Consider the following 1892-nt stretch of genomic DNA (forward strand, 5'->3'; position numbering starts at 1 on the left):
AACTTCGACAGCTAACGCGCTAAGCGATTGATATCCTTCGCCCCGAATTGTGGGTTTTGCCACAACGTGGGGGCTCAGGCGGGCTTGGGGAGGCTCAATGCGTCGAATAGATCGAGTTGCTCAGGCTGGGTTCTTGATATCCCCTTGAATGTGCGTTCGCCGATATGGGCGGTATGTTTCTGGATGCGGGCGAGCAGATCGAGGGCCGTCCGCGGACTGGCAGCGTAGCCCTTGGCTTTCAGGCGCATGCGCATGACGCGGTAGAGCACGAGGGCCAGGAAGCAGATCATCGCATGGGCGCGGATGCGCTCCGGCAGGCGATGGTGAACCGGCGCAATCTCGATGTCGGACTTCAGGACGCGGAAGCCGCGCTCAATGTCGGCGAGGCTCTTGTAGCGGGCGACAGCCTCTGCCGCGCTGATGTCGGGGGCATTGGTCAACAGCACCAGCTTGCCGTCGAACAGCTCGGCCCCGGCGATCGTGGCCTCGTCGAGGGACCAACTGAACCGCTCGGCGGTGTAGTCGGCCTTGATGAAGCGGGTCAGCTCCGCCTCGGCCACGGCACGCGTGAACCGGCTGTAGGCGCCGCGATCAGAGGCGCGCCGTCCGCGGGCGCTCTGGCCTTCGTCCTGGGCATCGAGCTTGGCGACCAGCTTCTCGGCCATGATCTCGAGTTCGGCGATGCGCCTGCGCCGCTTGTCGGACTGCTCCTGCGCTCGCAGGGGATCATGCGCCACGATCAGACGGTGACCAGCGAAGCGGGTCTCCGCCAGACCGTCGTCATCGAAGGCCAGGCTGTGGAAGGTCTCAACCAGCTCTGCGTAGCGGCGCGCAGGAACCGCGAGGATGAACTCGAGCTTGCGGCCGCCCTGATCGGCCATCGCTGTCAGCTCGCCGATATTGTCGAGGCTGAGCAGGCCGCGGTCAGCCACGAGGATGACGCGCTGGATGGGGAAGCGCTTCAGGACGCTCGAGAGCATCCCCTGTAGGGTCTTGGTCTCGGCGACATTGCCCGGGTGGACCGTGTGCATGAGCGGCAGGCCTTCGGCGGCCTGCACGACGCCCAGCACGAACTGCCGCGCGATGCCGCCAGTCTCCTTGTTTCTGCCGAAGGCGCGCAGGTCATCCTCGACCGTCCCCTCGCCATGAATGCGCACCGTGGTCAGGTCATAGAAGACGACGGCGAGATCCTGGTCGACCAGCGGCCGGATATGCCGGGCCAAGGCCTCTTCAACTGCATCCGCATGATCGATGAGCGCGTCCATGGCGCGCAGCAGGTGCTGGTGGGTGACGGTCTCCGGCATCGCCGGCATCGCCACCGTCTCCAGCCAACGCAGGCATCCCAGCTTGCTGTCCGGGGCACAAAGGCGGTTGAATACCATGGCCCTGATCAGCGCTTCGGCATCGGTCTTGCGGCGCCCGGAGCGCAGAGCCCGGTTGAGCGCCTTGTCGAAGCCAAGGTCTTTCCACAGCTCATGCAACGCGAAGACGTCGCCATAGGCCTTTGCGCTCTCGGTGACGACCTCGGAGGCGGTGTTCTCCGCGCGCCCGAGAACCCTGTTCAGTCCATTTATCAGTGGATCGAGTTTTTGCGGCGTAAGCTCTTCGAGGCGTCCGAGGTTGGCGACAACGCGATGCCTGACTTTACCGGCGGCATCCCGGTGGCCTTCGACAAGCTGAAGGTAGCTGCGTCCGCCGGACCTGGTGATCTTGGTATACATGCCGCAACATGTATCAGGCGCGCCTCCGTCGCAGCAATACTAATGTCGCTCAGGCGTGCCACAACAAGATCGCGCCAGAACCAGCGTTCCATCCCTGCCAACCCCTTGATATTGTTGAAGCCCGGCAGTCAGAGAGCCACAAAATCGACCGTGAACTGTCGAAGTTGGGGG

Annotated in this window: 1 protein-coding gene; it reads right to left on the minus strand. The window is 63.7% G+C overall.

The window, feature by feature from the left end; translation table 11 throughout:
* Window positions 1-74: 74 nt before the first annotated feature.
* Window positions 75-1721 carry an IS1634 family transposase gene (locus CJ301_RS18470; RefSeq protein ID WP_099278782.1) on the minus strand — a complete coding sequence of 549 codons (1647 nt, stop codon included), beginning with the start codon at window positions 1719-1721 and terminating at the stop codon, window positions 75-77.
* Window positions 1722-1892: the final 171 nt, after the last annotated feature.

Source organism: Limimaricola cinnabarinus, assembly GCF_002723615.1.
GTDB lineage: Bacteria > Pseudomonadota > Alphaproteobacteria > Rhodobacterales > Rhodobacteraceae > Limimaricola > Limimaricola cinnabarinus_B.

Bases quoted from the DNA above. Each gene is read 5' to 3' on its own strand.
- CJ301_RS18470 (WP_099278782.1), bottom strand. From the start codon at position 1,721: ATGTATACCAAGATCACCAGGTCCGGCGGACGCAGCTACCTTCAGCTT.